Origin of the sequence: Streptomyces sp. NPDC002055, assembly GCF_040296705.1 — a bacterium.
Taxonomy (GTDB): Bacteria; Actinomycetota; Actinomycetes; order Streptomycetales; family Streptomycetaceae; genus Streptomyces.
Window position 1 is genome coordinate 62,576 of record NZ_JBEOXS010000028.1, and the last position, 25,739, is coordinate 88,314.

The 25,739-nt window shown below is 71.3% G+C and carries 27 protein-coding genes; 10 read left to right on the forward strand and 17 right to left on the reverse strand.

What is annotated here, in order from left to right; genetic code table 11:
- Nucleotides 1-222: 222 nt before the first annotated feature.
- Nucleotides 223-387, reverse strand: coding sequence for a hypothetical protein (locus ABT112_RS19095; RefSeq protein ID WP_351511037.1), 165 nt, complete (start codon nt 385-387; stop codon nt 223-225).
- A gap of 210 nt (nt 388-597) precedes the next feature.
- Here ABT112_RS19095 and ABT112_RS19100 point away from each other — a divergent pair, with 210 nt between their 5' ends.
- The 3 genes from ABT112_RS19100 (at nt 598) to ABT112_RS19110 (ending at nt 3,102) form a co-directional block, all read left to right on the forward strand.
- On the forward strand, nt 598-1,821 hold the full coding sequence (locus tag ABT112_RS19100; RefSeq protein ID WP_351511039.1) for a helix-turn-helix domain-containing protein: 1,224 nt from the start codon (nt 598-600) through the stop codon (nt 1,819-1,821).
- Nucleotides 1,822-1,831: 10 nt separating this feature from the next.
- A complete protein-coding gene (locus tag ABT112_RS19105; protein WP_351511041.1) occupies nt 1,832-2,314 on the forward strand; it encodes an NUDIX domain-containing protein in 483 nt (160 codons plus the stop codon).
- Between the two features lie 92 nt (nt 2,315-2,406).
- A complete protein-coding gene (locus ABT112_RS19110; protein ID WP_351511043.1) occupies nt 2,407-3,102 on the forward strand; it encodes a hypothetical protein in 696 nt (231 codons plus the stop codon).
- Nucleotides 3,103-3,181: 79 nt separating this feature from the next.
- Here ABT112_RS19110 and ABT112_RS19115 read toward each other — a convergent pair whose 3' ends face one another.
- Together ABT112_RS19115 and ABT112_RS19120 are read right to left on the reverse strand one after the other, a co-directional pair.
- On the reverse strand, nt 3,182-3,589 hold the full coding sequence (locus ABT112_RS19115; protein ID WP_351511045.1) for a hypothetical protein: 408 nt from the start codon (nt 3,587-3,589) through the stop codon (nt 3,182-3,184).
- Between the two features lie 332 nt (nt 3,590-3,921).
- Nucleotides 3,922-5,235: an MFS transporter gene (locus tag ABT112_RS19120; RefSeq protein ID WP_351511047.1), complete on the reverse strand. Its 1,314-nt coding sequence runs from the start codon at nt 5,233-5,235 to the stop codon at nt 3,922-3,924.
- A gap of 62 nt (nt 5,236-5,297) precedes the next feature.
- On the opposite strand from ABT112_RS19120, the gene ABT112_RS19125 reads away from it, so the two are divergent.
- On the forward strand, nt 5,298-6,308 hold the full coding sequence (locus ABT112_RS19125) for a LysR family transcriptional regulator (RefSeq protein WP_351511049.1): 1,011 nt from the start codon (nt 5,298-5,300) through the stop codon (nt 6,306-6,308).
- 110 nt (nt 6,309-6,418) lie between these two features.
- On the opposite strand, the gene ABT112_RS19130 is transcribed toward ABT112_RS19125, so the two are convergent.
- The 5 genes from ABT112_RS19130 to ABT112_RS19150 form a co-directional block, all read right to left on the reverse strand.
- Nucleotides 6,419-6,748 carry an SCO5918 family protein gene (locus ABT112_RS19130; RefSeq protein ID WP_351511051.1) on the reverse strand — a complete coding sequence of 110 codons (330 nt, stop codon included), beginning with the start codon at nt 6,746-6,748 and terminating at the stop codon, nt 6,419-6,421.
- Nucleotides 6,712-7,269, reverse strand: a complete 558-nt coding sequence (locus ABT112_RS19135) for a hypothetical protein (RefSeq protein ID WP_351511053.1) — start codon at nt 7,267-7,269, stop codon at nt 6,712-6,714. The genes ABT112_RS19130 and ABT112_RS19135 overlap by 37 nt, the downstream gene beginning before the upstream one ends.
- 67 nt (nt 7,270-7,336) lie before the next feature.
- Nucleotides 7,337-8,806 (reverse strand): DEAD/DEAH box helicase, encoded by a 1,470-nt coding sequence (locus ABT112_RS19140; RefSeq protein WP_351511055.1) that lies wholly within the window; start codon nt 8,804-8,806, stop codon nt 7,337-7,339.
- A gap of 331 nt (nt 8,807-9,137) precedes the next feature.
- Nucleotides 9,138-9,341, reverse strand: coding sequence for a cold-shock protein (locus tag ABT112_RS19145; RefSeq protein WP_351511057.1), 204 nt, complete (start codon nt 9,339-9,341; stop codon nt 9,138-9,140).
- Nucleotides 9,342-9,771: 430 nt separating this feature from the next.
- The gene (locus ABT112_RS19150; protein WP_351511059.1) at nt 9,772-10,542 is read right to left on the reverse strand and encodes an alpha/beta hydrolase family protein; all 771 of its coding nucleotides are present in this window, start codon (nt 10,540-10,542) and stop codon (nt 9,772-9,774) included.
- Nucleotides 10,543-10,644: 102 nt separating this feature from the next.
- Here ABT112_RS19150 and ABT112_RS19155 point away from each other — a divergent pair, with 102 nt between their 5' ends.
- Both ABT112_RS19155 and ABT112_RS19160 read left to right on the forward strand, forming a co-directional pair.
- The gene (locus ABT112_RS19155; protein WP_351511061.1) at nt 10,645-11,808 is read left to right on the forward strand and encodes an adenosine deaminase; all 1,164 of its coding nucleotides are present in this window, start codon (nt 10,645-10,647) and stop codon (nt 11,806-11,808) included.
- 176 nt (nt 11,809-11,984) lie between these two features.
- On the forward strand, nt 11,985-12,356 hold the full coding sequence (locus ABT112_RS19160) for a hypothetical protein (RefSeq protein WP_351511062.1): 372 nt from the start codon (nt 11,985-11,987) through the stop codon (nt 12,354-12,356).
- Between the two features lie 153 nt (nt 12,357-12,509).
- On the opposite strand, the gene ABT112_RS19165 is transcribed toward ABT112_RS19160, so the two are convergent.
- From ABT112_RS19165 to afsQ1, 4 genes are all read right to left on the reverse strand, one after another.
- Nucleotides 12,510-13,079, reverse strand: coding sequence for a VanZ family protein (locus ABT112_RS19165; RefSeq protein WP_502975390.1), 570 nt, complete (start codon nt 13,077-13,079; stop codon nt 12,510-12,512).
- 423 nt (nt 13,080-13,502) lie between these two features.
- Nucleotides 13,503-14,099, reverse strand: a complete 597-nt coding sequence (locus tag ABT112_RS19170) for a hypothetical protein (protein ID WP_351511064.1) — start codon at nt 14,097-14,099, stop codon at nt 13,503-13,505.
- 206 nt (nt 14,100-14,305) lie between these two features.
- Nucleotides 14,306-15,847 carry an ATP-binding protein gene (locus tag ABT112_RS19175; protein ID WP_351511066.1) on the reverse strand — a complete coding sequence of 514 codons (1,542 nt, stop codon included), beginning with the start codon at nt 15,845-15,847 and terminating at the stop codon, nt 14,306-14,308.
- Nucleotides 15,844-16,521: a two-component system response regulator AfsQ1 gene (afsQ1, locus tag ABT112_RS19180; RefSeq protein ID WP_351511068.1), complete on the reverse strand. Its 678-nt coding sequence runs from the start codon at nt 16,519-16,521 to the stop codon at nt 15,844-15,846. Before afsQ1 ends, ABT112_RS19175 begins: the two co-directional genes overlap by 4 nt.
- Nucleotides 16,522-16,738: 217 nt before the next feature.
- On the opposite strand from afsQ1, the gene ABT112_RS19185 reads away from it, so the two are divergent.
- The gene (locus ABT112_RS19185; protein ID WP_351511070.1) at nt 16,739-17,548 is read left to right on the forward strand and encodes a SigE family RNA polymerase sigma factor; all 810 of its coding nucleotides are present in this window, start codon (nt 16,739-16,741) and stop codon (nt 17,546-17,548) included.
- Nucleotides 17,549-17,875: 327 nt separating this feature from the next.
- Here the strand turns inward: ABT112_RS19185 and ABT112_RS19190 are convergent, their stop codons facing one another.
- The gene (locus ABT112_RS19190; RefSeq protein ID WP_351511071.1) at nt 17,876-18,550 is read right to left on the reverse strand and encodes a uridine kinase family protein; all 675 of its coding nucleotides are present in this window, start codon (nt 18,548-18,550) and stop codon (nt 17,876-17,878) included.
- Nucleotides 18,551-18,847: 297 nt separating this feature from the next.
- Here ABT112_RS19190 and hemC point away from each other — a divergent pair, with 297 nt between their 5' ends.
- Entirely contained in the window at nt 18,848-19,780 is a 933-nt protein-coding gene (gene hemC / locus ABT112_RS19195) for a hydroxymethylbilane synthase (protein ID WP_351511073.1), read from the forward strand.
- Here hemC and ABT112_RS19200 read toward each other — a convergent pair.
- Together ABT112_RS19200 and ABT112_RS19205 are read right to left on the reverse strand one after the other, a co-directional pair.
- Nucleotides 19,767-20,696: a porphobilinogen synthase gene (locus tag ABT112_RS19200; protein ID WP_351511075.1), complete on the reverse strand. Its 930-nt coding sequence runs from the start codon at nt 20,694-20,696 to the stop codon at nt 19,767-19,769. The two genes, hemC and ABT112_RS19200, sit on opposite strands and share 14 nt — an antisense overlap.
- 208 nt (nt 20,697-20,904) lie before the next feature.
- The gene (locus tag ABT112_RS19205; protein ID WP_351511076.1) at nt 20,905-21,336 is read right to left on the reverse strand and encodes an ATP-binding protein; all 432 of its coding nucleotides are present in this window, start codon (nt 21,334-21,336) and stop codon (nt 20,905-20,907) included.
- Nucleotides 21,337-21,645: 309 nt separating this feature from the next.
- Between ABT112_RS19205 and ABT112_RS19210 the strand changes: the two genes are divergently transcribed.
- The gene (locus ABT112_RS19210; protein ID WP_351511113.1) at nt 21,646-22,689 is read left to right on the forward strand and encodes an XRE family transcriptional regulator; all 1,044 of its coding nucleotides are present in this window, start codon (nt 21,646-21,648) and stop codon (nt 22,687-22,689) included.
- A gap of 20 nt (nt 22,690-22,709) precedes the next feature.
- A complete protein-coding gene (locus ABT112_RS19215; protein ID WP_351511078.1) occupies nt 22,710-23,291 on the forward strand; it encodes an HD domain-containing protein in 582 nt (193 codons plus the stop codon).
- 128 nt (nt 23,292-23,419) lie between these two features.
- Here the strand turns inward: ABT112_RS19215 and ABT112_RS19220 are convergent, their stop codons facing one another.
- Nucleotides 23,420-24,304 (reverse strand): aldehyde dehydrogenase family protein, encoded by an 885-nt coding sequence (locus tag ABT112_RS19220; protein ID WP_351511079.1) that lies wholly within the window; start codon nt 24,302-24,304, stop codon nt 23,420-23,422.
- Nucleotides 24,297-25,733 carry an aldehyde dehydrogenase family protein gene (locus ABT112_RS19225; protein WP_351511081.1) on the reverse strand — a complete coding sequence of 479 codons (1,437 nt, stop codon included), beginning with the start codon at nt 25,731-25,733 and terminating at the stop codon, nt 24,297-24,299. The genes ABT112_RS19220 and ABT112_RS19225 overlap by 8 nt, the downstream gene beginning before the upstream one ends.
- Between the last annotated feature and the right edge of the window lie 6 nt (nt 25,734-25,739).

Consider the following 25,739-nt stretch of genomic DNA (forward strand, 5'->3'; position numbering starts at 1 on the left):
CCTGGACGCCGCCACGGTGATGGAGCCGATGGCGATCACCTCAACATCAAGCCTTTCGCAGCGGAAGCAGCTCCCCGGTGGTCCACTTGAACCGCTGCCACAGCTGCTGAGGCTTCACATGGCCGGATGGTCGTGCGCCGGTCGGAGATCGTCGATCGGGTCGTCCACTCCGTCCCGCCACCCTCCGGCGGTACCCGGGCGTGGTGGGCGGGTCTCGGAGTGCTACGGCACGGCTGTCCCTCCCGCGGCGTCCTTGACCGTGTCGATCGCCAGCGCGCGGACCGTGAGCCAGTCCGGCAACGACTCCAGCCAGTGGCGGCCTCGACGGTCACGGGACGCCCCCGATACGGCCTGGCCCCCTTCGGGGGCTTGCGGTGCGGGCTTCATGGCTTTGCCATCTCCGATCTCTCTGCCTGGAGAAGACGGGTGGGACAGGCGAGCATCGCTAGCAAAAGTCGGCTTATGCAGGACGAGTTGTGCACATCTTCCAGCGATGTTCTCGGCCTGCTGCGACAGTAGCCAGGGCGCCCAGCGACACCCCGGAAAATCCTTCCGGGGTCACTTCGGCCACGAGGTGATGATCAGGACATGCGAGGTATGACAGAGAACCTGACCATCGGTGAGCGCGTCGCCTGGTACCGGCGCCGGCGCGGCCTCTCCCAAGAGGTACTCGCTGGCCTTGTCGGCCGTACCACGGACTGGCTGAGCAAAGCGGAGAACAATCGGATCGATCTCGATCGCCTCTCGGTGATCACCTCACTCGCCGACGCCCTCGATGTCTCCCTCGGGGACCTGCTCGCCGAACCGACTCTCATGGAATGGTCGGCTGACAGCGGCCACCACACGGTTTCCGCGTTGCGCGAAGCACTCATGGACTACAAGCAGCTCACACCCCTGCTGGGGGCTGCACCCAATGGCGAGCTGCCTGCCCTCCTGGACCTTCGCGGAAGCTTGGGCGAGGTCCTCGACGCCTACCAGGCGTCCCGCTATGGCTTCGCCACTCGACGTCTTCCCTTCCTCCTGGCAGACGCCCTCGCTGCATCCCACGCCTACTCGGGGCATGAGGGGGAGGAGGCTTATGCGCTACTCGCTCTGGCCTACCACGGCGCAGCCATGGTGCTGGGCAAGATCGGTGAGCCCGAGCTGGCATGGATCGCCGCTGACCGCGGTCTTGCAGCCGCGCAGCACAGCGGCCGAATCGAGGTCATGGGTTCACTCTTCCGCGCGGTCACGCACTGCCTCCTGGCCACCGGACGCTTCACGGCAGCGATCCATTTGGTGAACGACGCGGCAGCCGTCATGCAGCCGGAGCTGGGCAACGCAAGCGAAGAGTACCTCTCGGTGTACGGCACGCTCTTTCTCACTGGGGCGATGGCTGCCGCGCGAGCAGAGGACCGGACAACTACGCAGACCTTCCTCCGAGAAGCGGACGAGACCGCGCAGCGACTCAGCGCCGATGCCAACCACTTGTGGACAGCTTTCGGCCCGACCAACGTGGCCATACATCGTGTAGCCGCTGCCGGCGAACTCGGCGATATCCAAGTTGCTGCGGATCTCGGCCCACGAGTCAACACCAACGGTCTGCCAGTGGAACGGCGTGCCCGCCACAGCCTCGAAGTCGCCAGGGCGCTGAGTGCCTGGAACCGAACTGACGAAGCCCTGGCCGTCCTGCTGGCAGCCGAACAGGTCGCCCCCGAACAGGTCCGCCACCACTACATGAGCCGAGAACTGGTCATTGGCTGGATGCGCGGTACCAGAGGTCGGCCGTCCCGTCCCGTGGCTGACTTGGCCCGCAGGCTCCGCATCGTCGCAGGCAGCTAGAGTCGAATCCGTGAGCGAGAACGAGCACGAAGCGAAGATGGCCCACCCGCGCATGGCGGCCGGCGCTCTCTTCTTCGATGAAGCCGGTCGAGTCCTCCTCGTCGAGCCGTCGTACAAGGACTATCGGGACATTCCCGGTGGATATGTCGAACAGGGTGAGTCGCCCCGACAAGCCTGTGTTCGCGAAGTCCAGGAGGAACTGGGCATCAATCCCCACATCGGCCGCCTCCTCGTCATCGACTGGGCGCCGAACCCGGGAGAGGGAGACAAGGTCCTCTACCTCTTCGACGGCGGCCGCCTCGGCGCAGACCACCGCCAACAGATCGCACTGCAAGCGGATGAGCTCCGTGGCTACGACTTCCACCGCGCCGAACAGGTGCCGGAACTCACCATCCCCCGCCTGGCACGCCGAATCGCCGCTGGCATCGAGGCCCGAACGAACGGCCTGACCGCCTACCTGGAACACGGACAGTCGCCGGAAGTGGGTATGTGACCACACTTGCGCCCCTGGCGTCGTCGGTCTCGATCTCGCCCTGTAGGACGAGACAGCACCTGAGCGCGGCCGACTCACGAGGATGTGGCGGAATGCAGCACTGGAGCAAAGACAGCCTCGCGGGCCTGCAAGCGTCGCTGGTCCACGAGATGTTGAGGTTCACGGCACCGGCACTCGGTGCGGCGGGTCCTCTGGTACGCGGGGTGCTGCCACCGCCCGAGGCGCCGGAGGTGGGCCGGGTGGTCGTCTGGAACGGCAGTGATCTCGCAGGCTCGTTGGCCTACGACCTCCCTCTGGTCGGTCGGCATGGCGGCAACGTCCCGGCCGAAGAACTGTCCGCGCTGCTGCGACGCATGGTGCGGGACCGGGCGCACGCCCAACCGTCCACACCCGCACTCCCTCATGAGGCACACGGCATCCCCGTCGTGCCCGCCGCGGAAGCAACGCGGCTCTTGGAGCAAGGGCCGGACTTCCACGTCACCGATGCCCTCCATGCCGCGGTGGCCGCGTTGTGCCCGGCTGCCGACGAGGGCGAACAGGAGCTGCGACTGCGCGGTTTCCTGCTCCTCGACGAGCGGTCCGTACGCCTGTACGTGGACGGAGACGATTTGCCCGGTGTCGTCGGTCTCGATGCCGCCCTCCAGGACGAGAACGGAGCGGTCACTGTCGGCATCACCGGTCTGGCCGCTGCCCTGCCCATGCTGCTCTCTGGCGGTCAGCTGGAGTACAACCCGTCGGATGCGGTGGATCATTACTGTTTGGCCGTTTACGACCTGACGCGTTGGTAGGACCCTCCGAATTTGCATTTCCGGGGCCGCACCCCCAGAAGGACGGTGCGACCCCGGGCGCTCACAGTGCACGGAGTGCCTATGCCGAATCCCCGTCCGGCTCGGCCCGCCCGACCGCCGGTGAAACCGCGTGCAGAAAGTCGGTCAGATCCCGCACCTCGAGACCGCAGTAGGCGGCACGGTGCGCGGCCATGAGCAACAGATGGGCGACGACCTGCTGGTTCTCGTCGTGGCCGAGCCATTCGCCGGTCTTCTCGACCCCGGCGTCATTGAGTAGGACGCCGCTCCGGGCGGCCTCCGCGGCCACCTCGGCGATGGCATGGAACTGGCTCCGGGCGGCACGGCGCCCGGTGATGCCCGGGTAGCACTCCCAGGTCCGGTCCGAGTAGGCGAATCCGTGCGGCGGGTCGTCGCGGAGTGGAGCGAAGTAGTCCGGCGCCTTCTCTGGCCAGTTGGTGTGGAGGAGCGTCACGTCGTAGCTGTGCATGCGGCCGATGGTTCCACCGGGGTCGGACAACGGGCCCGTAGCGTCTGGGAGTCGGGACCGCACAGGAGAGCAGCGCGCAGCCCAGGCGCCCCGAAGCCCCGCGCCGTAACGCAGAACGCCGGGCCTTCCGGAGCCCACCGCAACGCGAAGCACCGTGCAACGCGAAGCACCGGGCAACGCGAAGCCCCCGCGCCGCAACGCAAAGCGCCGGGCAACGCGAAGCCCCCGCGCCGCAACGCAAAGCACCGGGCAACGCAAAGCGCCGGGCTCCCCAGAGCCCGGCGCTGTGAGTGGAGCGAGCGCGGCCTATGCCGGCGGCGCCGCGCGGTGGGTCAGCCGGCCGCCCGGGCGAAGCCCGCCGGGTGCGCGGCGCGGGCCCGGCGTTCGGCCAGGGCCTTGCGCGTGGCGTACAGCGTGATGCCCGCGGCGGTCGCGACGGCCACCAGGCCGAGCACCACCGTGGCGGACCAGCCGCCGGCGTGGAAGGCGACGGCGCCCAGCGCGCCGCCCAGGCTGCTGCCCAGGTAGTACGCGGTCTGGTACAGCGCGGAGGCCTGGGCGCGGCCCGTCGTCGCGGCGCGGCTGACCGAGGAGGACGCCACGGCGTGCCCCGCGAAGAAGCCGGCCGTGATCAGGACCAGGCCGAGTACCACCGACACCAGCGAGCTGCCGAGGCTCAGCAGCAGACCGGCCGCGGTGGTGCCCACCGCCGCGTACAGCGCGCCGCGCCGGCCGAGCCGGGCGACGAGCCGTCCGGCCGCGGCCGAGGAGACCGTGCCGACCAGGTAGACCAGGAAGATCGACCCGACGACGCCCTGCGGCAGGCTGAACGGCGCCTCCGTCAGGCGGTAGCCGATCACCGTGTAGACCGCGCCGAAGACGGTCATGAACAGCCCGCCGATGCAGTACAGCCGTCGCAGCAGTGGGTCCGATAGATGCCCGCCGACCGTACGGGCCAGCGCCCGCGGGCTCACCGTGGTGGGAGTGAAGTGCCGGGCCTTCGGCAGCAGCATCCGGTAGACGGCGACGCACAGCACGGCCAGCAGGCCGACGGCGGCCAGTCCGGCGCGCCAGCCCCAGGCCTGGGCCACCCAGCCGGTCACGATGCGTCCGGACATGCCGCCGATGGCGTTGCCGGCCACGAACAGCCCGATCGCGCTCACCAGGGCCTTCGCCCGGACCTCCTCGGCGAGGTAGGCCATGGCGGACGCCGGGACTCCGGCGAGGGCCACGCCCTGCACGGTGCGCAGCGCGATCAGCGTGCCCAGGTCCGGAGCGAGCGGCACCACCAGCGAGATGACCGCGGCGACCATGAGCGAGGTGGTCATGACAGCCCGGCGGCCGTATCGCTCGGAGAGTGCGCTGAGCGGGAGGACGGCCAGGGCCAGGCCCGCCGTGGGGGCGGAGACGCTCCAGCTCGCGGCGCCCGGCGTCACGCCGAAGGCGGCGGAGATGGCGGGCAGCAGGGCCTGGGTGGAGTAGAGGAGGGCGAAGGTCGCGACCCCGGCGGCGAAGAGGGCGAAGCTCATCCGGCGGTAGCCGGGGCCGCCCGGGCGCAGCTTGGTCGCTTCGGGATCGGTGGTACGGGATGACGCGGTGGAGGCGCCCACGTGGAGGGTGGACGCCCCGGTATCAGCGGGAGGCATGCGTCCAACCTAAGGACCCAGGTTTCATGCGTCCAATGCATGAACTCGGCATAATCGTTCCCATGGTGCATGATCGCAGCTCACGACCGCGTACGTCACTGAACAGCAACGAAAAAGACATCCAGGCAACAACCGCGGCGGGCGGCGAAGCGGTCGCCGAACTGGACGCGGATTCCTGGCCCGCGCTGCTCGCGCCGCGTCTCGCCCAGTTCGCGGGCGTAGCCCGGCACGAGCATGTGACCCGGGCCGCACACCAGCTGGCCGTACCGCAGTCGACGCTCAGCCGGGCCATGGTCCGGCTCGAACAGGACCTGGGCGTCGCTCTGTTCGCCCGGCACGGCCGCACCCTCTCGCTGACCCCGGCGGGCCGCGCCTTCCTGGGAACGGTCGAGCGGGCCCTCGCCGAGATCGAGCGGGCCGCCGAGTCGGTGCGCGCGGACGCCGACCCGGGCGGCGGCAAGGTCGCCTTCGGCTTCCTGCACACCCTCGGCTCGGAGACCGTCCCGGGCCTGATCCGCACCTTCCGCGCGGACCATCCGCGGATCCGCTTCCAGCTCGTCCAGAACTACGGCGAGGCGATGATCGACCGGCTCCGCGCCGGTGACCTGGACCTCTGTCTGACCTCACCGGTCCCGGACGCGCCCGACCTGGTCGCCCGCCGGCTGGACGAGCAGAAGCTGCGGCTCGTGGTCCCCGAGGACCACCGACTCGCCGGCCGCCGCCGGGTCCGGCTCGCGGAGGCCGCGGACGAGTTCTTCGTGACCCTGGAACCGGGGTACGGACTGCGCCGGATCACCGACGCCCTCTGCGCGGAGGCCGGCTTCACCCCGCGGGTCGCCTTCGAGGGCGAGGAGGCGGAGACCCTGCGCGGCCTGGTCGCGGCGGGCCTCGGCGTGGCGCTCCTCCCGCCCCCGGCGGTGCCCCGGCCGGGCGTAGCGGAGCTCACCGTCACGGCGCCGCGGGCCGTCCGGGAGATCGGCGTCGCCTGGCTGGACGGCCACCACGACACCCCGCCGGTGACGGCCTTCAAGCGCTTCCTCCTGTCCCGGCGGGGGCAGCTGATCCCGCGCTGAGGCGCGTACGGCGGCGCGGGGCGAGGTGCCTCGCCCGCAGACGCACGCGCGGGGAGGAACTGCCGGTGATGGACCGGCAGTTCCTCCCCGCGCGGGGTGCGACGGACGCGTCAGCCGTTCGGCCAGGACGTCCCGAAGGACCCGGACGTCCCGGAGGCCCCGGAAGGCCCGGAGGGGCCGAAGAGGCCGTCCGCCGGGTTGACGGGCGGTGCGGCGTGGCAGGTGAAGCCGAGCTTGGTCAGGGCCCGGACCATCTCACCGGCGGTGAAGTCGCGGCGGTCCTGCTTGGTGATCACTGCCCCGACCTGCTTGACGGGGTAGGTGCGTCGGCCGATCGTCACGGCCGCGCCCGTGACCGGTTCGGGGGCGATGCCTTCCATCGACTGCTCTACTTCGCTCTTGATCAGATCGAACGGGAAACGGGCGATGACGAAGCGCATGGTGCCTCACAGGCGTCAGAGGGAGGGACGGGCCCGGGAAAGGAGCATCGTGAGAGGGCGAGAACGCCCCGTGCGTAACCGTGTTCGTCGATCACGGGGGATGCCTCGGGCGCGGGTGCGCCCAGGGCGTGGTCCCCGGCCACCGGTGCCCCCGTGGCATCGGTGAACGGCCCCCGGTGGTGGACTATGCCCCACGCCCGGGACTTCTCCCGGTGCCAGGACTCGCCCTGCCGGACGGTGCGCCGGACTCCGGCCTCCGGGCCGGTGCGCCGGCCCCTGGTCACCGGGCCGGTGAGCCGGACTCCGGTCACCGGGCCGGTGAGCCGGACCCCGGTCACCGGGCCGGTGCGCCGGCCGTCCTCGTCGCGGACGAGGAGGCGGCCGGCGCGGGCACCGAGCGGAGGGGGCAGGGTGGTGCCGGACGTCGGGCCGGTGCCGGCGCGCGGCCCCGGCCCGGCCATGGCGTCACGGGCCGTCGGGCCCGTCCCGTCCGGCGGAAGCGGTGCGTGGAGCGAAGCCATGGATCCTCCTTCGAGGTTCACCGGGCACGCGTCGCGCCCGGCGTCCTGCACGGCCCTCCCCGGCGTCCTACGCGGCCCTGCCCGATGACGCACGCCCCCGCCCGCGGGAGGGACGGCTCCGCCGGCTGCGCCGTGCGGGCGAGGTCCGGGCGGGGCGCTCCGGGGCCGGCGCGGTGATGGTCACCGGGACGCCGGACGGGGTCCGGGCGCCGGTGATCCGGCTCAGCTCGGCCTCGCCGGAACGGACCCGGGTGGTCGTCGCGGTGATGCCCGCGTCCCGCATCAACTGGTCCACGGAGCGCCGCTGTTCCGGAAGCACCAGGGTGACGACGCGGCCGGACCCGCCGGCGCGCGCCGTACGGCCGCCCCGGTGCAGGTAGTCCTTGTGGTCGGCGGGCGGGTCGATGTTGACCACCAGGTCGAGGTCGTCGACGTGGATGCCGCGGGCCGCGACATTGGTGGCCACCAGCACGTTGACGTGCCCGTCCTTGAACTGGGCCAGGGTGCGGGTCCGCTGCGGCTGGGACTTGCCGCCGTGCAGGGCGGCGGCGCGGACGCCGCTGCTCAGCAGCTGGCGGACCAGCCGGTCCACGCTGTGCTTGGTGTCCATGAACATGATCACCCGGCCGTCGCGGGCGGCGATCTCGTTGGCCGTGGCGAACTTGTCGGTACCGTGCACCTGCAGCAGGTGGTGCTCCATCGTGGTCACCGTCGCGGCCAGCGGGTCGGAGGAGTGCACCACCGGGTCCCGCAGGTAGTTGCGCACCAGCTTGTCGACGTTGCGGTCCAGCGTCGCCGAGAAGAGCAGTCGCTGACCGTCCGGGCGCACCTGGTCGAGCAAGTGGGTGACCTGCGGCATGAAGCCCATGTCGGTCATCTGGTCGGCCTCGTCCAGCACCGTGATAGCCACCCGGTCCAGCCGGCAGTCGCCGCGCTCCACCAGATCCTTGAGGCGCCCGGGGGTGGCCACGACGACCTCGCACCCGCCGCGCAGCGCCCCGGCCTGGCGGCCGATCGACATACCGCCGACGACGGTGGCCAGCCGCAGCCGCAGCGCCTTCGCGTACGGGGTGAGCGCCTCGGTGACCTGCTGGGCGAGCTCCCTGGTCGGGGCCAGGACGAGCGCCAGCGGCTGGCGCGGCTCGGCGCGCTGCCCGGCGGTACGGGCCAGCACGGCCAGCCCGAAGGCCAGGGTCTTGCCCGAGCCGGTGCGGCCGCGGCCCAGGACGTCCCGGCCGGCCAGCGCGTCCGGCAGGGTGGCCGCCTGGATCGGGAAGGGCTCGGTCACGCCCTCGGCGGTCAGCGCCGTGTGCAGTCCGGCCGGGAAGTCCAGGTCGGCGAACGACTCGGCGGGCGGGAGCCCCGGGGTGACGGTGGCCGGCGGCGCGAAGTCCTGACGCCCCGCACCGGAGCGCCCGGACGGGCGTCCGGACCCCCGTCCGGCCCCGCGCCCGGCGCGGGAGCGGTTGCCGGAACCACGTGCGGGATCGGCCGCGGGGCGGCCGGAACGGTCCTTCGGGCGGAACTTTCGGTTCATAGGAACCTCCTCGATACGGCACGTATCGAGGAATTCCCGGACAGCGGCGGGCGCGGGAAAACGCAGGAACGAACCGGGTGGAATGCGGAGAATGGATCGGCCGGAAAACGGCCGGTGCCGGCCGGTGAATATTGCGGTGAACATTCATTCCGTGGTGCGGCGGCCTCCGGCGCTCCGGACGGCGGAGGCCGGGCCGTGCGGCCGGGCGGTGCTGCTGGGCGGTGCTGCCGGGAAGGGGGCAGCCCTCGTGCGGCGGTGTGCCGGTGTGCGAGTCGTGCGGAAATGCCTGGGGCCCGCACCTCAGGGTGCGGGCCCCAATACGCGCGGGGCGTCAGAGGGCGGTGATGTTCTCCGCCTGCGGGCCCTTCTGGCCCTGGGTGAGGTCGAAGCTGACCTTCTGGCCCTCAAGCAGCTCACGGAAGCCCTGAGCGGCGATGTTCGAGTAGTGGGCGAAGACGTCGGGGCCGCCGCCGTCCTGCTCGATGAAGCCGAAGCCCTTTTCGGAGTTGAACCACTTCACAGTGCCGGTTGCCATAGCCAGTCCCTTTCCGGGGGTTGTCTCGGGAACCGCACCGTGCGGCTCCCGTGTCGCCGAGATGATTGCCTCGCCCGGCTCGGGAGCCGGTACACAAAATGAACCCGCCGACGAAAGACCCGACCAGAACACCTGGATTCGATGGGAACCACAACTGCAACTCGGCCCGAGACTAGCACGGTGACCGGTCCGGGGGCGTGGTCCGAAGCGCTGCCCGCCCTTTAGGGGGGCCGGGCCCGGGGGAGCGCGGCACGGCCCGCCGCCCACCGGGAGCGGCCGGTGGGCGGGAGCGGACCCGCTCCCGGCGCCGGAGAACGGGCCCCTGTGCCCCGGATGCCGCCCCGCGGCTCCACCGTCGCGGCGACGCCCCGAACCGCCGCCACACGCCGTTCACCGCCGCAGCGACACCGAAGGCCGTCGCCACGCGCTGTCACCGCCGCAGCGACGCCCGGAAGCCTGCCGCCAGCGGCATGCGCAGCCCCAGCGGCGGGGGAGCGGCCAGCGCGTCGGCGACCGGGCGGGAGAAACCGCGGGCGAGGACCGCGCCCAGCACGAAGTCCGTGGCCAGGGCCAGCACTTCGGCGCGGTACTGGGTCAGGCCGTGGCCGTCGGTGTGGACCTCGAACCGGCACACGTCACGGTTGACCTTCTTCGCCCGCTCCGCCAGCCGGTAGGACAGCTCCGGATCGGTCCGTGCGTCGTCGGTGCCGTGGACCAGCAGGACGTGCCGGCCCGCGAGCTGCCGCACCGGCTCGGAGGCCGCCGGGCTCTCCCGCGCCTGCTGCGGCAGCCAAGGGGCCAGGGCCAGCACGGAGTTGACGGCCGTGTGGTCCGCGGCGTGCAGGGCGGCGCGGGCGCCCATGTCGGTGCCGGCCAGACAGACGGGCACATCGCCGTACCGCCGCACCGCCTCGTCCACCGCCCAGCGGGCGTCCTCCACCGGGTGGGACGCGGCGCCGTTCCACCCGCGGTAGCGGTACCGCACCACATGGGTGACCAGCCCGTCGGCGCGCCCCGCCCGGGCCAGCCGCCGGGCCAGCGGCCGGGCCGCCGCGGCGGTCACCGGCGACTGCCGCCGGGTGCTCACCGGCTGCCCGCCCGGAAGCAGCAGCACCACCCCGTGGACCGTCGCGTCCGCCCCGGTCGCTCCCGCCGCCCGCCCCAGCCGGGCACCCCGCACCGGCACTGCTTGCTGAGCCATGGCAGAACGATGGCAGACGCGCCGGTGCACACCACCCTGCGCGCGGGTCACCGTTCCGTATCGTTCGGGGTGCTCTACGCGCGTAGGCGTTAGAGTGCGGAAATGACGAGCGAGACCACCAACACCCCCAGTCCGGACCAGATCCGCCGGGCCCCCAAGGTGCTGCTGCACGATCACCTCGACGGTGGTCTGCGTCCCGGCACGATCATCGAGCTGGCCCGCGAGACGGGCTACGACGGGCTGCCGGAGACCGAGCCCGACAAGCTCGGCGTCTGGTTCCGGGAAGCCGCGGACTCCGGCTCCCTGGAGCGCTACCTGGAGACCTTCGCGCACACCTGCGCCGTCATGCAGACGCGCGAGGCGCTGGTCCGGGTGGCCGCCGAGTGCGCCGAGGACCTCGCCGCGGACGGCGTCGTGTACGCCGAGATCCGCTACGCGCCCGAGCAGCACCTCGAAGGCGGGCTCAGCCTCGAAGAGGTCGTCGAGGCCGTGAACGAGGGCTTCCGCGAGGGCGAGCGCCGGGCGCGCGAGGACGGCAACCGCATCCGGGTGGGCGCCCTGCTCACCGCGATGCGCCACGCCGCCCGCGCCCTGGAGATCGCCGAACTCGCCAACGCCTACCGCGACCAGGGCGTCGTCGGCTTCGACATCGCGGGTGCGGAGGCCGGCTACCCGCCCACCCGCCACCTCGACGCCTTCGAGTACCTGAAGCGCGAGAACAACCACTTCACCATCCACGCGGGTGAGGCGTTCGGTCTGCCGTCCATCTGGCAGGCGCTCCAGTGGTGCGGCGCCGACCGGCTCGGCCACGGCGTCCGGATCATCGACGACATCGAGGTCACCGAGGGCGGCACGGTCAAGCTCGGCCGCCTGGCCTCGTACGTTCGGGACAAGCGCATCCCGCTGGAGCTGTGCCCGACCTCCAACCTCCAGACGGGCGCCGCCTCCTCGTACGCCGAGCACCCGATCGGGCTGCTCCGGAAGCTCCACTTCCGCGCCACCGTCAACACGGACAACCGGCTGATGAGCGGCACCAGCATGAGCATCGAGTTCGAGCGGCTGGTGGAGACCTTCCACTACACCCTCGACGACATGCAGTGGTTCACCGTCAATGCGATGAAGTCGGCGTTCATTCCTTTCGATGAACGGCTCGCCATGATCAATGACGTGATCAAGCCCGGGTACGCGGAGCTGAAGTCCGAGTGGCTGTTCCGGCAGACCGCCATCGAACCGGCTGCCACCAGCACCTCCGGCTCCGACCGGTAGGGCGGAGCGGAAGCGAGGGGACCGGCCGGGACACGCGACCCGGCCGGTCCCCTCGCATGTTTGCGGGTGCCCTGCGGAGTGGCTACGTTGCGGAGTCCCGCGGTCACGGCTCGCGTTCTTCGGTCTGCCCGAGTCCCGGTGCCGCTCACGACTCCCCACCACGAGGACGTAATTCCATGAAGCAGGGAACCGCCAAGACCCTCGGTGCCGCCGTGCTCGGTGCCGCTTTCGCCGTCGCCGCGGCCGGGACCGCCGCCGCCGACGGTGTGCAGACCCAGCTGCCCGTGGAGAACGCGGTCAAGGACGTGCCGGGAGGCCAGCAGGCCGTCCGTGCCAGTGAGGGCGCCCTCGACCAGAGCATGAACCAGACCCTGTCCCGGCTCCCGCTCGACGGCAACCTCGCCCGGAAGCAGCAGAACACCCGGGACGTCCAGGGTGTTCAGGGCAAGAAGAAGGCGGGCAAGGGGTCGCAGACCGGTCTGCTCGGCGGCCTGCCCGTCGGCAACATCAACTCCTCCGGTTCCGGCGCCGGCCTGCCGATCGGCTGACCGCGGTTCCCGGGCCCACCCCGGCACGACGGCGCCCCGCCCGTACAGCGCGTACGGGCGGGGCGCCGTCTTCGTCACTCGGCGACCATCGTCACGTGTCGGCCCTCGTCACCGGTCGGCTCTCGCCTCCCGGCGGTCGGCCCGGCGCCCCGCTCACAGGGCGCTGCCGACCTCGGTCAGCCGTCGTGCCGATTCCGCCGGCGCCGCCTCCTCGCGGGGGCGGGGCACGGCCGGCGCGGCACCGTTCTCCGGCACGGCACTCTTCTGCCGTCGCGCCCACGCCCGCAGCGGTGGGACCAGCAGCAGGTGGGTGATCGCGACCCCAGCGGTGTTGAGCAGCAGGGAATCCACATCGAGGGTGCGCCCCGGGACGTCGGTCTGCAGCAGCTCGATGCCCAGCGACACCATCGCGCCGGTGAACACGGTGTGCGCCAACGAGCCCACCAGCGAACCGTCCAGCCGCCCGGTGACCACCGGCAGCAGCACGCCCAGCGGCGCCAGCAACAGCAGCCACGGGCCGAGGAAGTGGGCCGCGTCCCAGGGCCCCTGGGCCAGTTGGGCCCGGATGGTGGCCAGCGGCCGCAGATTGGTCGCGGCCACCCACGGCACCGTCAGCGGACGCAGGGTGAACCAGCCGACCATCGACAGATGCACGGCCAGGAGGACGAATCCTGTCGCGCGGGAGGGGGAGGGAGGGCGCTCGCCGGAGCCATGACGCTGCACGCCCAGGAGGACGCCGCTTCCGGGGAAGCCGGTTCCGGCGCGTCCGGCTGTCTTCCAGCTGTTACTCGCTGGTTACCGGCCGGTTGAACTCCGGCGGCCGGCCCGCCACCGGGCTCGGGCACGCCCCGGCACCGGCGCGGCGACCGGGCTCCCTCACCGGCCCTGGTCAGTCCCGGCCCTGGCCTGCCCCCGGACCTGGCGGCGCCGCCCGGCCGGGTGATGCCGACCGCCGTGCGCATCGACCGCTCGGTCCCGCCGGCCGCGCTCCGGCACCGGCATCGCGCCCGCACTCCCTCACCGGCCCTGGCCAGCTCCGGCCCCGGCCCGCCCCGGCACCGGCATCGACTCCGGCCCCCGGACGCCCGGCCTGCGCGGAGAGTCCGCACCCGCCGACGGTTGCGCAGAGTCCGCACCCGCCGGCGGTCACTCCACCGGCGTGCCGTCGGTGGGCGCGGCCTCCGGCCTGGTCCGCAGGCCCTCGGTGCACGCGTAGCGCTCCAGGGAGTCGTCCGACGGGCCGCCGAGCATCACCGAGGGCTCCTTCTCGGCCACCACACCGCCGCTGCGCAGCGTTTCGGCGAACGTGCACACCAACTGGGCCAGCGCGTACGGCGGCAGCTCGTCGGGGAGCCGGCTCAGCCGCAGCGCGTCCTTCGGGTCGTCCTTGCGCGGGCCGGTGACCTCCAGGGCGCCCGGCACCTCCGTGGAGAACCCGGCCTCCTCCTCGGCCGCGTCGGGCTGGGCCTGGAGCTCGTCGACGAGGGCGCGGGCGACCCGCAGCCGGTCCGCCACCAGCCGGCCCTCGGGGAGCTGCACCGTCCGGTCCACCGGCATGATCTGCATGCTGCAGACCAGATAGGCCTTGACCGGTACGGACGACGGCGAGTCCGCGGGTTCGGTCCGGTCGCCGCCGGCCACCTGGCAGGAGGCCCGCGAGGGGGCCGCCCCGGCGTCCACCGGCACGGACGTCCCGCGGATGCCGCAGCCCGCCGTGCCCAGCATCAGCGCGGCCGCGGCCACGCTCCCCGCCCGGCGGATCTGCGGCGAACGGCGGCCCTGACCCGCCCGACGGCCCTGACCCTCCGGACGGACCTGCCCCGCCCGGAGGCCCGGGAGCCCGAACGGCCCCGGTGCGCCCCCGGATTCCGTCCCTCCGGGCGCCGCGGCGCGCAGGGGGCCGGGCAGGCGGAGAAGGCGGCCGAGTCCGGTCCGCGGGTGCTGGCGCATCAACGCTCGTCCTGTTCGTCCTCGTCCGGCCCCAGCCGGGACGTGTCCATGGGCAGCCGCAGGGTGAACACCGCACCGCCGTCGGCCGAGTTGGCCGCGGCGATCTCACCGCCGTGGACATGGGCGTTCTCCAGCGCGATGGACAGCCCCAGTCCACTGCCCTCGGAACGCGGCCGGGAGGCGCTCGCCTTGTAGAAGCGGTCGAAGACATGCGGCAGGACGTCCTCCGGGATGCCCGGACCGTGGTCCCTGACCTCGACGACCAGCTCCGCCTCCGGCGTACCGGCGGCGACCGTGCGGACCGAGACCCGCACCGGCGAACCGCCGTGCTTCAGCGCGTTCCCGATGAGGTTCGCCAGGATCACGTCGAGCCGCCGCGGATCGAGCCGGGCCACGAGGCCGCGCTCGGCGTCCAGTTCCACCGCGTCCAGCCAGGCGCGGGCGTCGATGCACGCGGTGACCATGTCCGCCACGTCCACGTCGTCCAGCACCAGCCGCGCCGTGCCCGCGTCGAACCGGGTGACCTCCATGAGGTTCTCCACCAGGTCGCTCAGCCGGCGGGTCTCGGTCACCACCATGCGGACGGCCGGTTCGATCATCGGGTCGAGGCTGTCCGCCTCGTCCTCCAGCACCTCCGTCATCGCCGTGATCGCGGTGAGCGGGGTGCGCAGCTCGTGCGACATGTCGGCGACGAACCGGCGGCTGGACGCCTCCCGGGCGCTCAGCTCCGCGACCCGGGCCTCCAGGGACTCGGCGGTCCGGTTGAACGTCCGGGAGAGATCGGCGAGTTCGTCGGTGCCGGACACCCGCAGCCGGGTGTCGAGCTTGCCCTCCCCCAACTGCTGCGCCGCCTTGCCGAGCCGCTGCACGGGCCGCAGCACCGTCGTCGCGGCCGCCTGCGCCAGCAGCGCCGAGCCGACCAGCGCCAGCGCCGTGGCGATCCCCAGCGACCAGGCCAGGGAGTTCAGGTCGTCGCGCTCGGAGGCGAGCGACTTCAGCATGTAACCGGTCGGGCCGTCACCGATCACCTTGGCGCCACCGACCAGGAACGGGTCCCCGCCGATCGTCCGCCGCTGCCAGTACAGGTGGTACGGCAGCCCGTCCCCCTCGTCCGCCGGACGCTCCTTGTTGACCGCCTTGCGCAGCGCGGCGGGCACCGCGTCCAGGGTGAATATGCCGGAGTCCGAGGGCGCGGCGCAGTCGCTGCCGTCCCGCTCCTTGTCGATCAGCACCACCTCGTAGTGCTGGGTGGTGCTCGCCATCCGGTTCGCGGCGTCCTGGAGCTGGTCGCACGGCGGGCGCAGCGGGAGCGAACCGGCGTTGTCCTCCAGCGACTTGCGGAAGTCGTTGAGCGCGGCGTTCTGGGTACGGGTGAGCACCGCGTCCCGGTTCAGCCAGTAGGCGATACCGGACGCGGACACCGCGGCGGTCAGCGCGACCAGGGCGAACACGACGACCAGCCGCAGCCGCAGACTGGTCAGGCGCAGCTTGCCCGCCGCCCAGCCGCGCACCCGGCCGGGCGGCTGAGGACGGTCCGTCACTGCGGACTGTCCAGTCGGTAGCCGACACCCCGGACCGTACGGATCAGCGTCGGCGAGGACGGCACGTCCTCCACCTTCGCCCGCAGCCGCTGCACACAGGCGTCCACCAGGCGGGAGTCACCGAGGTAGTCGTGCTCCCACACCAGCCGCAGCAGCTGCTGCCGCGACAGCGCCTGCCCCGGCCGCCGGCTCAGCTCCAGCAGCAGCCGCAGCTCGGTCGGGGTCAGCTGGAGGTCCTCCCCGTCCTTCGTCACGGTCATCGCCGACCGGTCGATCACCAGGGAGCCGAAGGTCGCCGCGTCGTTGGACTCCCGCTCGCCGCGCCGCAGCACGGCACGGATCCGGGCGTCGAGCACCCGCGGCTGCACCGGTTTGAGCACATAGTCGTCGGCGCCCGACTCCAGGCCCACCACGACGTCGATGTCGTCGCTGCGCGCGGTCAGCAGAATGATCGGCAGTTGGTCGGTGCGCCGGATCCTCCGGCACACCTCGAAACCGTCGATCCCCGGCAGCATCACGTCCAGCACGATCAGGTCCGGCCGCTGCTCACGCAGCAGTTTCAGGCCGTCCTCACCCGTGGCCGCGGCCACCACGCGGTGGCCCTGGCGGGACAGGGACAGCTCGAGAGCCGTGCGGATGGCGTCGTCGTCCTCGATCAGCAACAGGAAAGGCACGTCGGTCATTCTGGCCCAAGGAGCACCGGTAGTTCGACCTCGCCGGTCCCCGCCGGGCCGGATCCGCCCTCCCCGCGCCGGTCCGGGGCCTGTGACAGGCCTGTGACAGTCGACGGACAGCCCGATGAAACTGGCCCGGCAGTCTGTTGTGCACCGGGCAGGACAACGGCCCGGGGACAACCGACCGACTCAAGGCTTCACCGACGGGGGGCGCGAGATGAACACACTGCACACCGGGACCACCAGCGCAGTGATTCGCACGGCCACGCCCGTCGGCCACCACCACACGTCCAGGGACGCGCTCCGCGTCGGCCACCTTCCGGCCGCCCGGAGCCCCGAGAAGTCCGGTGCCGTGAGCGGGCGGGGGTGCGCTCGCGGCGCCGGACGCGGCAGGCCGCCGTACCGTGTGGCGATCGACGCGTTCACGGTCGCCGGCGGCGCCGCCGCGAAGCCGTCGTACAGGGAGGAAACGGGGAAGCGGAGCGACCGGGCGGAGTCGGTGAAGGCCGAAGCGGCGTTCACCGCCTACGTCCAGGAGCGCCGCGCCTCCCTGTACGCGACGGCATACCACCTGACCGGGGACCGCTACGAGGCCGAGGACCTGCTGCAGAGCGCGCTGTTCTCGACCTACCGGGCCTGGGACCGGATCAGCGACAAGGCCGCGGTCGGCGGCTACCTGCGCCGCACGATGACGAACCTGCACATCAGCGCCTGGCGCCGGCGCAAGCTCAACGAGTACCCGACCGAGGAACTGCCGGAGACCGCGGGCGACCAGGACGCGATGCGCGGCACCGAGCTGCGGGCCGTCCTGTGGCAGGCCCTGGCCCGGCTGCCCGAGCCTCAGCGGACGATGCTCGTGCTCCGCTACTACGAGGGCCGCACCGATCCGGAGATCGCGGACATTCTGAACATCAGCGTCGGCACGGTCAAGAGCAGCATCTGGCGCTCCCTGCGCCGGCTGCGCGAGGACGAAGTCCTGAGCTTCGGCCGTGACGCGGAGGAGTCCTTCGGCGAGCTGGTCGCCTGAAGGCAGGGGGGAAACGGGGGCTGCCGCCCCGGGGGGAGCGGCAGAGGCCCGTCCATCGGGGGACGGACGGGCCGTACGGGGGAAACACGGGGGGATCACGGGGGCCGCCGCTCGGGGGAGCGGCGGTGCGACAAGGCGGGACCGAGTGGCCGGGGGGTCTGCTCGGTCCCGTTCCGTTTTCCGGGCGCCGCCCTCCCCGTCCCGTTTCGCGTTTCCGGCCGTCCCGCCGGTCCCGTTCCACCTTCCGGGCCGTCCCGCCGGTCCGTCCCGCCGAGCGGGGCTGCCCGGGCACCGTTCCGGGTCGGACGCTGATGTCGGGCGCGGCTGTCAGGCGCTGACCGTACGGGCGGGGCCGTGGCCGGAGCGGGCGGGAGTGCGGCGTTCCGCGGCCGAGGCGATCCGGGCGAACGCCTCCTCCTTGCCGCAGGGGTGCGCGCCGAGCGCCGTCTGCCGGGCGACGATCTCCCGCTCCGCGCGCATCAGCCGCCAGCCCCGTCGGACCAGCACCGCGGCCGATTTGCGGCCCTCCCGCAGATCCCGCACCAGCCGCCGCCGGAAGGTGGTGAACGGCCGGCCGCGCAGACACAGCGCGTCCGCCAGGACGCCCAGCTCCCGGCACCGTTCGGCGATGTCGGCGGCGAAGACACCCTCCGCGATGAACACCGGTGCCCCGCCGATGTCGAGCCGGGCCGTGCCCGCCCGGGAGCTGGTGGCGATGTCGTACACCGGGATGTCGGTCGCAGCGTCGCAGCTCAGCGCCGTGATGGCGGCCACCGCGGCGTCGGCGTCCCAGGACTGCGGCGAGTCCCAGTCGATGGCGCCGTCCGGAAGCAACGGCATCGGACCGCGCGTGCCGCCGGGGAATGCTTCCTCGTGGGCCTCCCGGTAGAAGTCGTCCAGTTGCAGCACGGGGAAGCCCGTGCGGGACGCGAGGGAGGACTTGCCGGAGCCCGACGGCCCCGTCAGCAGCACGACGCGGGCGGAACGATGAGGGGAGGTCACGGGTCACCATTGTCGCGCATCGGGGCGCGGCTCCGGAACCCGTGGTTGCGGAGCGGTCCCAGGCCGGTCGTGGGTGGCTGCGAGGGGTGTCTGCGGAGACACCGCACGTTCGGGGAGCCGGGGCGGGGCCGGTGATTGGCGGCTCGCGCGGCGCCAGGGGTACGACTGAGGAGTGGTCCTCCATATGTCGAGGTTCCACCGCGGCCCTCTTTAGTGACAAATTGTCGGAAAGTGCATGCTTCTGGTGCAAGTATGGTCGGGTGTCAACGAGCCGTTTGAGGCGAGGAGTTGACCCGAATGGGCGATGTGGTGCGCATCGGTTCCCGAGCCAGCAAATTGGCGCGGACACAGGTCACGGAATGGCTTGCGCCGATCGCCGAGCAGTTCCCCGGGGTGACGTTCAAGCGGGAGATCGTGCTCGAGGGCGGCGACCAGGACCGCGTGACTCCGACTCTCGCCGAGGTCGCCAAGGCGGCCGGTGGGAGTGCCTTCTCCACGAACCAGGAGGCAGCGCTCGTCACCGGGCGGGTCGACGTGATCGTGCACTCGCTCAAAGACCTTCCCACCTCCGTGCACGAAGGCACGCTCCTGCTGACGACTCCCGGACCGCGCGAAGACCTGCGCGACGTGCTGTGCGGATCGACGCTGCGGGGCCTGCCGAGGGGGGCTCGGGTTGGAACCGGCGCCCCGCGTCGCGTCGCTCAGCTCCTCGCCCTGCGTCCGGACCTGGACATTGTGCCGATCCGAGGAAACGTTCCCGGGCGGCTCGCGCGGACGACCAAGGGCGCCCTTGATGCAGTGGTGCTCGCGGCGGCGGGACTGAACCGCCTCGGCCTGACGCCCGAGGTGCATGAGGTACTGGACCCCGCCGTCTTCCCTCCGTCCCCCGGGCAAGGCGCGCTCGGCATTCAAGTCCGCGTCGACTCCCCGGCCGCCGAGCTCCTTGCACAGACTGGAGACCTACGCGTTGACGCCTGCGTGCGTGCCGAGCGCGCCCTCCTGGCCGAGCTCCATGGAGGCTGCTCCGTCCCTGTCGGCGCCTGGGGTCGGATTGGCCCGGATGGCCTTCTCCGGCTCTCCGCTGCCGTGACGTCTCTCGACGGTGCGCAGCAGGTCACGGCGGCCGGGGAGGGCCCGTTCGACACCCCCGAGAAGCTTGGCTCCTGTGTTGCTGCAGACCTTTTGGCCCAGGGAGCGGACAACATCCTGGCCGGGATCAGGAAGCCCTGAGCGCGCGGGCGATCTCCAGAGCGCCGTAGGTGATCACCCGGTCGGCACCCGCACGCTTGAGGACCGTGTACGCCTCCATCAGGCCCCCCACGTCTCGCCGTCCGTCGTCGCGGCAGTCGGTGAGGCGAAGGTACTCACCGCTCACGGAGAAGGGCATTACCGGTACCGGGATCTTGTCCTTGAGGTGCACGAGGGTGTCGACCGTGTGGAGGGCGGGCTCGGTGAGGATCATGTCCGCGCCCTCGTCGACCATCGCTTGCGCAGCGTGTACGGCCTGGCCCGGTCGTCGCGGGCTGATCTGGAAGGCCCGTGCTCCGGAACGGGGTGCTGCTGCCATGGTGGAGCGGTAACCCTCATAGAGGGATGATTCGAAGATCAGGTGCGGCATGATGGCGACGTCCGTGTGCCCTGCGGCATCCAGGGCCTCGCGCACAGCGCGCACCGATCCAGGAAGCATGGCAGCCGGTCCCACGATGTCGGCGCCGGCCTCGGCTTGCATCACCGCCTGCGTCGCCATGACCTCTGTGGTCTCCTTCAGGTCCATGACGCCGCGCTCATCGGCCAGCCAGCATTCGCCGGAATCGTTGTGTGAACACACGCATGTCTCCGTGATCACAGCAATGTCGGGCCAAGCGGTCTTCGCGGCCTTGATCGCCCGGGCCATCAGGCCCGTGGGTGAGGCGTTTTGCGAGGCGCGGGCGTCCCGGATCCGGGAGCCGGCAAAGATCTTTACTGATCGCACGCCGAGGGTCTTCAGGGCTGCCACGGTGCCCGGCAACTCCCGCACGGTCAGGGTCGGCATTGGGTGGGGCACGGCATCGTCGTCCTCGCGCATGAGGGCGACCATGGTCAGGTCGTCCGGTGTCAGTGCCGAACCGCCGAGATAGTTCCGTACGGCTAATCGGTGTGTGGGCATGTGTTCCTCCTCCTGTGATGTCCTGACGTTTGATGGCGTGGCGCCGTCGGACGCGGCACCGGAGATCGAGTCTCGGTCCGGTGCCGGGTGATCCCAGGCGCCGTTCGGGCGAAGCTCATTCGGCTCGGCGCCCGCACCGCGAGTGGGGGAAACCAAGCGCATGAGGGAGACGTTGCGTCGCATTGCCTGCCGCACCGAACGCTTGCGGTCACACTTCCGCGGAGAGGTCCTCGGGGTTCAGCAGCTCTGCCCAGACGACCTTGCCCCAGCGCTTCCTGTCGTAGCCCCAGTTCGTGCTGAGGGCATCGACCAGGAGCAGGCCACGACCGTTCTCCGATTCGCCGTCAGGTTTGCCCAACACAGGCACATCCCGGCTCCTGTCGACTACACCGATACGCACCGTTGCGTCCTTGCGGGAGACCACCACGCGGATGGCACGGGAGCCTGTGTGGCTGATCGAGTTGTTCACAAGCTCCGCGACGATCTGCGTCCCGGCGCCGTCCAGCTCCCTTATGCCCCAAGCGCTGAGGGCGACGGAGACGAGCAGGCGGGCACGCTGTGCCGACTCCGGCTTACACGGGAAGGTTTCGCTGTAGCCCGGTGCACCTGTCCCGGTGGCTCTGGCGACTGTGACGATCACGGGGATACCTCTCCAAGAGCGTTGAGCTGAGCTGCTGCCCCGGCGGCGATTCAGGGCAGCAGCTCTCCTCCAGGCAAGCCGCTGACGGCAAAAGCTCGAGTACGGCCGTCGGCAGCTACGACGTCAACCTCGCCCGTCACAACGGGTAGTGGTCGATGACGCAACTTGAACCTACGGTCGTTCGGGATGGAGTAGGACTGACCGTGAGTACGAGTTGGGTAGCAGAAGGTCACAGGGGGCGGCATGGCCTGGAGAGGTGCCTCGCAGGGGCGTGCGGCAACGGGCGCCATTGCTGGGTTCGTGCTGCGCATGGCCCGAGAAAGCGTGCTGCATGCGCAGAGCACGCAGGTCAGCATGGCTGAAGCCATGAATGTTGATCTTGCCACGTGGCAGGGATGGGAGTCCGGCCGCAGGCCACTCGCCAACATCAAGGCCGGCGCCCTACTCCACTTGCGGCGAAGCCTGCTGGCTTACGGAGCCGACCCCAGCGTTCTCAACCTGCTCGATGCGGCAATGGACGCGGACAGGATCATCGGTGCCACCCTTGCGCCCGACCCCGAGAGGCGGCATCCCCTCGCGGATTGGGTGCACACGCGCGATACGGCGCACATGATCAACTGGGCGCTCAACGGCACAACACCACCGGCTCTCGCGGACCGGCCAACGAAGCCGATACGCGGTCCAGTTGCTGGCGCTCCTCTACTTCCGCCGTCCGAACGGGGCCGGTTTTTCGCAACGCTCAGAGAGGCCTCCGAAGAGGCCGTTCGAGTGGGTGGCGACGGGACTCTCCTTCGCCGTCAGGCTCTCTACCTCTGCTCCTATGACAAGAGCCCGGAGGTCGCATCGTGGATGGCGCACGCCTTGCACGCGCGCCGAGACCTCGCCGCTACCCGAGGCTGGACGCCGCACTGGGCGGCGGCGCGCTCGACAGCAACTGCCCTTGTCCGCTTGGGAGACAATCAGCCACTTCTCGACTTCATCGACCGTGCCATTGTCGATGACGACGCGGCGGAGACTGCGAACCTGAACTACTGGGCCTACTGGTTGGGAGCGATCCGGGGGCCTCAGGCGAACGACGGCTTCATGCGGGACCGGCCCCGGGACTGGGAGCCCGTTCGCCTGCTGTACGGCCTCGTGAGTGGCCTGCACCAGGCACCCGGCTACGCGGACCTCTACGTCCATTCCCTCTGGGCCTTGCTGACTGCCCACCGATGGCTGCCTCTCGCGGCCCCTGACCTGACGAAGCAGCTCAATGGGCGGACCGAGCAGCTACTCGGCGATCGCCGAATCTCACCGCGATCAAGGCGGGAGCTCAGTTCAGTGCATTACGTTCTACGCGAGAATCACCCATAGCGCACCGGAGGACGCATCTCATGGCGGACACAGAGCAGGAGCAGGCGAAGGGCACGGCGGGCTTCCTGCTGGAGATGGGGATGCTGAAGCGCGCCAAGCGGTCCGGGTGGTGGATCGCCGGGGTCAAGGACCCCGAGACGATCGCCGAGCACAGCTTCAGGGTCGCCCTCATCGGATCCGTGCTCGCCATGATGGAGGGTGCCGATCCGGCGAAGACGGCCCTCCTCGGGCTCTGGCACGACACTCAGGAGACCCGCGTCAGCGACATTCCGCACATCGGCCGTCGCTACCTCGAAGCCGCCGGCAACGAGAAGGTCACCGCGGACCAGGTGTCAGCCGCGCACCCGGCGGTGAAGGCCGGGGCGCAGCGCATCGTGGAGGAGTACGAGAACGGCGACTCTCCCGAAGTGATCTGCGCGCACGACGCCGACAAGCTCGAATGCCTCATTCAGGCCGTCGAGTACCGCGAGCAGGGGTGTTCCAACGTCCAGCCGTGGATCGACAGCAGCCTCTCGAAGCTGAAGACGCCGTCGGCCCAGGCGCTCGCCGAGGCCGCGCTGACGATGACCTCGATCGAGTGGCAGAAGACCTATCTGCCCTGAGCTGTCCAAATGGCGCCAACCCCGCCCCGTCCGCGCCGGTGCCCCCAACCGGGTAGGAGACCGCCCCCGCACCCCGACGAGCCCCCACCGGCCGGGGCCGGTGGGGGCTCGTGCGGGTGGAGCGGTGGTCAGATTCCGATGGGGTGCCAGACCGTCTTGGTCTCCAGGAAGGCCAGGAGCCGGTCCGTGCCCGGGTCGGCGGTCCAGTCCGTGGCGGACGGGCGCAGCACCCGCTTGAGGTTGTCGGCCGCGGCCGTCTCCAGGTCCTTCGCCAGAGCGGCGTCGGCGCCCGCGAGGTCGATCGCGTTGACGTCCTGGTGCGCCGCGAGCGGGGCCGCGATCTCCGCGGTCCGCCCGGACAGCACGTTGACCACACCGCCCGGCAGGTCGGAGGTGGCCAGCACCTCGCCCAGGGACAGCGCGGGCAGCGGGGCCCGCTCGGCGGCGGCCACCACCACGGTGTTGCCGGTGACGATCGCCGGGGCGATCATCGACACCAGACCGAGGAACGAGGACTCCTGCGGGGCCAGGACGGCCACCACACCGGTCGGCTCCGGGGTGGAGAGGTTGAAGAACGGCCCCGCCACCGGGTTCGCCGAACCGGCGATCTGGGCGACCTTGTCGGACCAGCCCGCGTACCAGACCCAGCGGTCGATCGCGGCGTCCACCTGCGCGGCGGCCTCGGCGGCGCTCAGGCCCTCCGCGTCGGCGACCTCGGCGGCGAACTGGCCGCGCCGGCCCTCCAGCATCTCCGCGATCCGGTAGAGGATCTGGCCGCGGTTGTACGCGGTCGCGCCCGACCAGCCGCCGAACGCCTTGCGGGCGGCCACCACCGCGTCCCGGGCGTCCTTGCGGGAGGAGAGCGGGGCGTTCGCCAGCCAGGCGCCCCGGCCCGCCGCGTCACCGGAGGATGTTGCTGCGGTCACCTCGTACACCCGCCCGCTCTCGGAACGGGGGAACTTGCCCCCGACGAACAGCTTGTAGGTCTTCAGGACACCCAGGCGATCAGACATTGAGGTAGGCCTCCAGACCGTGGCGGCCGCCCTCGCGGCCGTAGCCCGACTCCTTGTAGCCGCCGAAGGGGGAGGCCGGGTCGAACTTGTTGAACGTGTTGGCCCAGACGATGCCGGCCCGGAGCTGGTCGGCCATCCACAGGATGCGCGAGCCCTTCTCCGTCCAGATGCCCGCCGACAGCCCGTACGGCGTGTTGTTGGCCTTCTCCACGGCCTCCGCCGGGGTGCGGAAGGTCAGCACCGACAGCACCGGGCCGAAGATCTCCTCGCGGGCGATGCGGTGCGCCTGGGTCACGCCGGTGAAGAGGGTCGGCGCGAACCAGTAGCCGGAGGAGGGCAGTTCGCAGGCCGGGGCCCAGCGCTCGGCGCCCTCGGCCTCGCCCGCGTCGGCGAGGCTGCGGATGCGGGCCAGTTGCTCGGCCGAGTTGATCGCGCCGATGTCGGTGTTCTTGTCCAGCGGGTCGCCGACCCGGAGGGTGCTCATCCGGCGCCGGAGGGCGTCCAGCAGCTCGTCGGCGACCGACTCCTGGACCAGGAGGCGGGAGCCCGCGCAGCAGACGTGGCCCTGGTTGAAGAAGATGCCGTTGACGATGCCCTCGACGGCCTGGTCGATCGGGGCGTCGTCGAAGACGATGTTGGCCGCCTTGCCGCCCAGTTCGAGGGTGACCTTCTTGCGGGTGCCGGCCACGGTGCGGGCGATGGCCTTGCCGACCTCGGTGGAGCCGGTGAAGGCGACCTTGTCGATGCCGTCGTGGGCGACGAGCTCGGCGCCGGTGGAGCCGTCACCGGTGACGATGTTGACGACACCCTTGGGCAGCCCGGCCTGGCGGCAGATGTCCGCGAAGAACAGGGCCGACAGCGGGGTGGTCTCGGCCGGCTTGAGGACGACGGTGTTGCCCGCCGCCAGCGCGGGGGCGATCTTCCACGCCAGCATGAGCAGCGGGAAGTTCCACGGGATGACCTGCCCGGCCACGCCCAGCGGCCTGGGGTCGGCGCCGTAGCCGGCGTACGAGAGCTTGTCCGCCCAGCCCGCGTAGTAGAAGAAGTGCGCGGCGACCAGCGGCAGATCGGCGTCCCGCGACTCGCGAATCGGCTTGCCGTTGTCGAGCGACTCCAGCACCGCCAGCTCGCGCGAGCGCTCCTGGACGATGCGGGCGATGCGGAAGAGGTACTTGGCGCGCTCGGCGCCCGGCAGGGCGGACCAGGACGCGAACGCCGTGCGGGCGGCCCGGACGGCGCGGTCGACGTCCTCGCCGCTCGCCTGGGCGACCTCGGAGAGGACCTCCTCGGAGGACGGGGAGACGGTCTTGAAGACCTTGCCGTCCGAGGCCTCGGTGAACTCACCGTCGATGAACAGCCCGTACGAGGGGGCGATGTCCACGACCGCCCGGGACTCGGGGGCGGGTGCGTAGTCGAATGCTGAACTCATGTCGGA